This is a genomic window from Frankia sp. CpI1-P, from assembly GCF_001421075.1.
Classification (GTDB): Bacteria; Actinomycetota; Actinomycetes; order Frankiales; family Frankiaceae; genus Frankia; species Frankia torreyi.
Window position 1 is genome coordinate 1 of sequence record NZ_LJJX01000027.1, and the last position, 6331, is coordinate 6331.

Sequence of the window (6331 nt, forward strand, 5' to 3'; positions counted from 1 at the left end):
CCGGCGGCATGATGTGACGTTGAAAGGCCGGTGCCCGGACGGGGGTGGTCCTGAGCACCGGCCGTGGCCGGCGGTCCCGCTGACGCCGTGGCCGCGTCAGCCTTCGCCGGCGGCTTGTGCCGTCAGCGTCCGTACCCCGCGACGAAGGGGGTGTCGACCCTGATCGGGCCGATCCTTCCCGCGCCGCCCGGATCGCCGACGGGTGCATCCCGCCCAGGCAGGATGGTGGTGAAGAAGCGGGCCTCGTCCACCACGAACTCGGCTTCCGCCTGCGGTACCAGCCTGACACTCATGATCGCATCGACCGGACAGGCCGACTCGCACGCTCCGCAGTCGATGCACTCGTTCGGATTGATGTACAGCTTCCGCGCGCCCTCGTAGATGCAGTCGACAGGACATTCGCCCAGGCAGGCGGTATCCTTCACATCAATGCAGGCGGANGTGACGACAAACGTCATGAGTGCCTTCTTTGCCGGTCGCCGGGACGGGTCGAGTGTTGAAGGCGGGCCAGGCCTGCGGTGACCCGCGGATCGATGGTGGGCTCCGTCGTCGACCACGGAATCCGTACCACCGGAACCGGCCCGATTCTACGGTTCGGCCTTACTTGCGGCTTCCAGGAAAGCGTAACAGGAGGCCGGGCCGATTGGCGAGGACGGCTGTAAAGGGAGAGTAAACAAGTCGACTCGTACTCGGCGGTCGTCGATAGGAAGATCCCAGGACCCGGGAAAAACTTAAGGATAGGTTTTTCCTGGCCGCCTGGCCGCCTGGCCGCCTGGCCGCCTGGCCGGGCTCCCTGCCTATCCAGAGGGTTCCGCGCCCGATTCATCCCTCTGGACAAGCAGTCGGACCCCCGGCAGCGCCGGCGGGTCGCGGCGGAGTCAGACCTTGGCGGCGCGCACGGAGTCGGCCAGGCTGGTGGTCGGCCGGCCCAGCAGCCGCTGCAGGTCATCCGCGTCGACGTCGAGCGCACCGCCGCGGATCGACCCGTCGATGCCGGCGAACAGGGCCGCCGTCGCCTCGTCGAGCCCGACCTGGCCCAGCGTGGCGGCGAGCTCCTCCACCGTGACGTCGCGGTAGGTGACGGTGATGCCGGTGACCTCGGTGACCGTCGCGGCCAGCTCGGCGAGGGTGAACGGCGTGCCGCCGAACTCGTAGATCGCGTTCTCGTGCCCCGAGCTCGTCAGGACCTTCGCGATGCCCGCGGCGAAGTCGGCCCGGGAGGCGCCCCTGATCCGGCCGTCGCCCGCGGCACCCAGGATGAATCCCTGGCCCAGGTACTGGCCGAGCTGGGCGGTGTAGTTCTCGTGGTACCAGTTGATGCGCAGCACCGTGAACGGCACGCCCGCGGCCGCGAGCACCTCCTCGGTGGCCTTGTGCTCGGCGGCCAGGGACAGATCGGTGACGTCGGCCCGCGGCGCGCTGGTGTAGACGATCCACCCGACGCCGGCCGCCTTCGCCGCCTCGATCACGGCGGTGTGCTGGGCGACGCGCTGACCGAGCTCGCTGCCCGAGACGAGCAGCAGGGTGTCGACCCCCGCCAGGGCGGCAGGCAGGCTCGCCGGGTCCGAGTAGTCGCCCGCCCGGACCTGTACACCCCGTTCGGCGAGATCGGCGGCGCGGGCGGGCGTCCGTACGACCGCGACGATCGTGGACGGCTCGATCCCGGACTCGAGGAGCTCCTCGACGACGAGCCGGCCGAGGTGTCCCGTCGCGCCGGTGACGGCGATGGTGGTCATGGCTGTTCTCCCTGTCGGTTGCGGTTTCCTTTGGTAAGTACTAACTATCAGACAGCGCTAGTCCTCAGGCGGATCGTAGGCTTGTGACCATGTCTTCCGAGCGTGATATGGCGGTGGGCGAGCCGTGTCCCGGGGAGATCGGGCCCAGCGACGAGCTCATCAGCGACGTCTTCGCCCGGGGATGCAGCTCGCGGGCGGCGCTGGAGGACGTGGGGTCCAAATGGGGGATGCTCGCCATGCTCGCGCTGGGCGAGGGTAGCTACCGGTTCAATGCGCTGCGTCGCCGCGTCGAGGGCGTCAGCGAGAAGATGCTCTCCAGGACGCTGCAGGTCCTGGAGCGCGACGGACTGGTGATCCGCGAGGTGGTCAGCACGATCCCGGCGCGGGTCGAGTACTCGCTGACCCCACTGGGCGGCCGGGTCGCGGGGCAGTTGCGCGCCCTCGCGGACCTGTTCGAGGCGTCGGCGGTCGAGATCAGCCGGGCTCGGACGGCCTACGACGACGACCGGAGGCCGTGACGGAGGCCGTGACGGCGGGGGAGCCGGCGGGGGCGGCCGTCCCGGACGCAGTCGGGACGTCGGCGAGGCGGCGGCCCATCGAATCGGCGATCCGGCTGGCCTGGAGCTTGGCGCGGTCCGCGTGGGGACCGCTGTGCAGATCGTCGACGGTGGCCGTCCACAGCTCCAGCCAGCGGGCGAACAGCTCCGGCGTGAGCGGGACACGGGCGTGCAGCTCGGCGTGCACCCCGAAGGCGTTGCGCCGGTAGGTGCCGGCCCGGAAGATCACCGCCTGCCAGAAGTCGCAGATCACCGGCAGGTGCGCGGGCAGGTCGAGCCGCGCGACATCGACGAAGACGGGGCCGAGCTGCGGATCGGCGAACGCCCGCCGGTAGAACTCCGTCACCAGCACCGCGATGTCCGCCCGCCCGCCGATGTCCGCCCGCCCGCCGATGTCCGCCCGCCCGCCGATGTCCGCCCGCCCGCCGATGTCCGCCCGCCCGCCGATGTCCGCCCGCCCGCCGATGTCCGCCCGCCCGCCGATGTCCGCCCGACTGGCGGTGTCCGCCCGGCTGGTGGTGTTCTGCTGGTTGGTGCCGTTCTGCTGGTCGGCTCCGGCGGGGTCGCCCAGCGCGGAGCCGGCCGTGGCGTCCGTGCTGACCTCCAGGGGCTGCGAGCCGTCCGCGGGACCAACTGGTGCTCGGCGGGGTTCCGCGCCGGGCCGGGCGTCGGCTTCGTCTGCGGGTTCTGGTCGGGGCCGCTCGGGAACGAGTCGTGCCCGCATACCGAGGCTACGTCTCGTCGGGCGGCAGAGCCGCTACCCTCCACCGGGAGTGCCGGAGCCATGCCCCGACCGGGGTGGTCGGTCATGATATTCATCACATCGCCGGTGGCGACCGCCTTCGATGGGCGCACAGCGACGGGGTTGTCGCTGACATGGTGGGCGACAGGTCATCTCAATGGGCGTACCGTCAGACAACCCGCAATTCGGAGCCCGTGTTCGGGCTTCCGGTCGACGGCTCTCCTTCGGTTGCTCTCGACGAGGTTGCCGACCGACGCCCCATCCCGCGGTGCGCGCATCGACCGCGGCTGTCGCTCCTGCCCGTGACCCGCCCGCCCGACGGCAGNCCGATCCCTCGGGACCGCCGTACGCCCCCGCCTTCACCGCCGGCTGACCGCGTCGCGGGTCGGCCACACATCCTGAGGTGCAAGATGACGACGAGTCTGCCCGTCAACTCGTTCGACGTGCTGCTGGTCGAGGACGACCCGGGGGACGTCCTCATGACCCGCGAGGCGTTCGCCGACGATNGGATCAACGGCCGGTTGCACGTCGTGAACGACGGCATCGAGGCTATGGCCTTCCTGCGGCGCGAGGCGCCGTTCACCGACGTCCCCACCGCGGACCTGGTCCTGCTCGACCTCAACCTGCCCCGCCGCAACGGCATCGAGGTGCTGGCGGAGATCAAGGCCGATGCGGAACTGCGCCGCATCCCCGTCGTGGTGCTCACGACGTCGGACGCGGCCGAGGACATCCTGCGCAGCTACAACCTGTACGCCAACGCTTACGTCACGAAGTCGGTCGACTTCGATCGGTTCGTCGACGACGTGCGCTTCATCGACGACTTCTTCATCACGGTCGTCCNCCTGCCTNGCCGCTGAGCGCTGAGCCCCGGCGCCACCCCAGGTCCCGGCACTACTCCAGGTCCCGGCACTACTCCGGGTCCCGGTGCCACACCAGGGCGAGGGCGAACGGGTGCCCGCGGAAACGTCCCCACTTGGGCTTGGCGGCGAGCCAGGAGTCGTCGACGACGTTCTCCCGCATCTCCGCCAGCGCCCAGCCCGTGCCCAGACCCGCCTCGATCTGGTCGCTGACCAGGTGGACATGGGTGATGATCGCCCGCTGCGCGCCGCTGCCATCGGCGTAGTGGGTCGGCATGCCGGAGGTCATGATGAAGTGCGGGTGGAAGGCGACGAGGACGAACAGGCCGCCGGGCCGGGCCAGTCGGGCCGCCTCGGCGTAGAGCGGGACAAGCCCGGGCAGGTGCTCATCCATCAGGCAGGCCACGATGAGGTCGTAGCTGGCCGAGGGCAGGCCGGTCGCGGTCGCGTCCGCCTCGATCAGCCGGTCGTGCGCGCCTCGCTGCGCGGCGAGCGCCAGCATTCCCGGCGTCAGGTCCACGCCGTCGACGGCCGCGACCCCGCGGGCGCGCAGCCAGGCGCCGGTGCGGCCGGTGCCGCAGCCCAGGTCCGCCGCCCGCGCGGCCTGTGCCCACGCCGGCTGGCGAAGTCGGTCCAGCAGCGCGAGGTCCATGAAGTCCTCGACCGTCCGCTCATAGCTGGCTGACCACTGTTCGTAGCCGGTCCGGACGTCCACGGTCGGGTATCCGCGCAGGTCGAACTGCGAGAAGGAGGACATCGGCGAAGTATCACCGGATGAGACCCGGCCCACAACGCAGTTTCGGCGCGTGGCTCCTGGGGTGGAGCCACGCGCCGAACGCAAAGCTGGGGGTGGTGCGACCNTAGGCGGGAGTCACGTTGTCCGCCTGCGGTCCCTTCTGGCCCTGCACGATCTCGAACTGGACGCTCTGGCCCTCATCCAGGGACTTGTAGCCGTCCGCCACGATCGAGGAGTAGTGGACGAACACGTCCGGGCCGCCACCGTCGACGGAGATGAATCCGAAGCCCTTCTCCGCGTTGAACCACTTGACGGTACCCTGCGCCACGATACTTTCTCCTTGCCGCGCTCCCGGTAGGCGTCCTTCGCGTACCGGCCTCGCACCAGACCCCGATCGGTTCCGTGGTCCGGTCGTGCCGTTCTCCCGCGTAGGTCACGCACCGAGAAACAAGCAACACCTCCAGCCTACCCCCCGCTCGGCTCGGCGCGCTGGACCAGCGCCGGACTTGCTGCGGTCCGAGCCCGGCCGTCACCCGTCGAGCGCCCGGGACAGCGCCAGAACCGCAGGTCCGGGTTGCCCGGTCCAGAGCTGCTCAGTGCGGAACTCCGGGGCGGGCCCGAGCAGCGGCACGCCGATCGGGTCCGCCCGGACGGTACCCGAGCCGTCGTCACCGCCGTGCGTGTCGCAGTCGTCCGTGTCGGGGGCGTCCGTGTCGGGGACGTGCGTGTCGGGGACGTCGCCGCCGGCCGGACCGGGCAGCCGGCCGGGGGAGAGCAGGCGGCCGGGGGAGAGCAGGCGGTGGGGAAGCATCCCGAGGCCGTGGCCGGCGGCGACCAGCGCCAGCAGGCCCGCGACGTCCGCGCCGTCATAGCGCAGGTGTGCCCGGAACCGCAGCTCCCCGGTCACGACCCGAAGATCGGCCACCGCGTTCGCCACCTCGGGTGCGTCGATCCACCGGGCGTCGACGAGGTCGGCCAACCGCAGCCCGGTGCGCCGGGCGAACGGGTGCCTGCGGGGGAGGACCACGGCGGCCGGATCCGCGGCGATCCCGACCGCCCGAACGGGCCCCACATCGGGTAGCCGCAACGGGTCGCCGGAGGTGGCCAGCCCGACGGCGAGGCCGAGATCGAACTCGCCCCGGGCCACGCCGTTCGCCACCGTCGCGGTGCCGGCGACGACAATGCGGACGTCCAGCCGGGGCCGGCTGGCCAGGACGTCGGCGAGGACCGGTGCGAGCCGGTCGGCGGCCAGCGCATGGGTGGCGACCGTCAGCCGTTCGCTTGGCGCGCCGGCGGTGCGCATGACGTCGGTGCGCGCGGCGGCCAGGCGCAGCAGCAGGGGGCCGGCATGCTCCAGCAGGCGGGCGCCGGCCTCCGTGACGCCGACGGGCCGGCGGTGCAGCAGCGCGACGCCGAGGTCGGCCTCCAGCGCCGCGATCTGCTGCGAGACGGCGGACTGCGTGTAGCCCAGCTCGCGGGCGGCGGCCGAGAACGACCCCGCCGTGGCGACGCCGACGAACGTGCGGAGCTGTTGAGGATCCACGGCATCAGTCTTGCTTATGCCCGATACACCGATAATCGTTGGACCTGAACTTGGGGGCACACCGACGATCGACGCATGACCTCCAGCGCCGCCGTGACGCCGTCCGCCCCCGTCGCATCGGCCGTACCCGTCGCGCCCTCAGTACCCGTCGCGCCCTCAG

At 71.3% G+C, this 6331-nt stretch carries 6 protein-coding genes and 3 pseudogenes; 3 read left to right on the forward strand and 6 right to left on the reverse strand.

Annotated elements, in window-relative coordinates:
* Window positions 1–122: 122 nt before the first annotated feature.
* Window positions 123–440 (reverse strand): ferredoxin family protein (locus FF86_RS18060; protein ID WP_242418992.1); only part of this gene is annotated, 318 nt, incomplete at its 5' end.
* Window positions 441–878: 438 nt separating this feature from the next.
* On the reverse strand, window positions 879–1736 hold the full coding sequence (locus FF86_RS18065; RefSeq protein WP_044886036.1) for an SDR family oxidoreductase: 858 nt from the start codon (window positions 1734–1736) through the stop codon (window positions 879–881).
* A gap of 107 nt (window positions 1737–1843) precedes the next feature.
* Between FF86_RS18065 and FF86_RS18070 the strand changes: the two genes are divergently transcribed.
* Window positions 1844–2254 carry a helix-turn-helix domain-containing protein gene (locus FF86_RS18070; RefSeq protein ID WP_044886096.1) on the forward strand — a complete coding sequence of 137 codons (411 nt, stop codon included), beginning with the start codon at window positions 1844–1846 and terminating at the stop codon, window positions 2252–2254.
* On the opposite strand, the gene FF86_RS51470 is transcribed toward FF86_RS18070, so the two are convergent.
* Complete coding sequence (locus FF86_RS51470) at window positions 2211–3017, reverse strand: group III truncated hemoglobin (RefSeq protein WP_242418993.1); 807 nt, start codon at window positions 3015–3017, stop codon at window positions 2211–2213. The genes FF86_RS18070 and FF86_RS51470 overlap by 44 nt on opposite strands.
* Window positions 3018–3445: 428 nt before the next feature.
* On the opposite strand from FF86_RS51470, the pseudogene FF86_RS51475 reads away from it, so the two are divergent.
* Both FF86_RS51475 and FF86_RS18080 read left to right on the forward strand, forming a co-directional pair.
* Window positions 3446–3541: pseudogene (locus tag FF86_RS51475) on the forward strand (response regulator); the annotation flags it as partial.
* A 1-nt stretch (window position 3542) separates the two neighbouring features.
* Window positions 3543–3875, forward strand: a pseudogene (locus FF86_RS18080) (response regulator); the annotation flags it as partial.
* 69 nt (window positions 3876–3944) lie between these two features.
* Here FF86_RS18080 and FF86_RS18085 read toward each other — a convergent pair.
* From FF86_RS18085 to FF86_RS18095, 3 genes and pseudogenes are all read right to left on the reverse strand, one after another.
* Window positions 3945–4649: a class I SAM-dependent methyltransferase gene (locus tag FF86_RS18085; RefSeq protein ID WP_044886038.1), complete on the reverse strand. Its 705-nt coding sequence runs from the start codon at window positions 4647–4649 to the stop codon at window positions 3945–3947.
* 104 nt (window positions 4650–4753) lie between these two features.
* Window positions 4754–4956 (reverse strand): annotated as a pseudogene (locus FF86_RS18090) (cold-shock protein); the annotation flags it as partial.
* A gap of 201 nt (window positions 4957–5157) precedes the next feature.
* Complete coding sequence (locus FF86_RS18095) at window positions 5158–6171, reverse strand: LysR family transcriptional regulator (protein ID WP_044886039.1); 1014 nt, start codon at window positions 6169–6171, stop codon at window positions 5158–5160.
* Between the last annotated feature and the right edge of the window lie 160 nt (window positions 6172–6331).

Excerpts from the sequence above, each read along its gene's own strand:
- FF86_RS51470 (WP_242418993.1), bottom strand. The coding sequence starts at position 3,017 with ATGCGGGCACGACTCGTTCCCGAGCGGCCCCGACCAGAACCCGCAGAC.
- FF86_RS18085 (WP_044886038.1), bottom strand. The coding sequence starts at position 4,649 with ATGTCCTCCTTCTCGCAGTTCGACCTGCGCGGATACCCGACCGTGGAC.
- FF86_RS18070 (WP_044886096.1), top strand. The coding sequence starts at position 1,844 with ATGGCGGTGGGCGAGCCGTGTCCCGGGGAGATCGGGCCCAGCGACGAG.
- FF86_RS18065 (WP_044886036.1), bottom strand. The coding sequence starts at position 1,736 with ATGACCACCATCGCCGTCACCGGCGCGACGGGACACCTCGGCCGGCTC.